At 63.4% G+C, this 465-nt stretch carries 1 protein-coding gene; it reads right to left on the bottom strand.

Going from position 1 to position 465, the window contains the following annotated elements; translation table 11 throughout:
* A partial coding sequence (locus H6B51_RS18650; protein ID WP_470382173.1) for an L-arabinose isomerase family protein occupies positions 1–465 on the bottom strand: 465 nt, incomplete at both ends.

Here is a 465-nt window from a genome sequence, read left to right as displayed (position 1 = left end):
GGAAGGTGTTGGAGAAGGCCTTGCAGCCCTCGGCATCCATCATCTTCTTCATGGCGATCTCTTCCCGGGCCTGGTAGCGCACAGTCTCCAGGTCGTCGGTGGCAAAGTCATAGCTCTGCTTGTACACGTCCATCAGGGCGTCGATCTCTTCCTCGGTGACGGCGTCCATGGTATCCACCAGCTTGCCCACCGGCCAGGTGTTCACCTGCCAGCCCAGCTTAGCCTGGACCTCCACCTTGTCGCCCTCGGTGACGGCCACTTCCCGCATGTTGTCGCCAAAGCGCATCACCTTCATCTCCTTGGACACAGCCACGCCGATGGCGGCCCGCATCCAGGAGCCCAGACGCTTCTGCACGTCCTCGTCCTGCCAGTACCCCGCGATGACCTTCCGGGGCATCCGCAGCCGGGCGGCGATGAACCCGTGCTCCCGGTCGCCGTGGGCGGCCTGGTTCAGGTTCATGAAGT

It is taken from the genome of Pseudoflavonifractor phocaeensis (genome assembly GCF_016901955.1).
In the GTDB taxonomy this organism is placed as follows: Bacteria; Bacillota; Clostridia; order Oscillospirales; family Oscillospiraceae; genus Flavonifractor; species Flavonifractor phocaeensis_A.
Note: the sequence above shows the minus strand (reverse complement) of the source record. Positions and strands in the feature narration are given on the sequence as shown.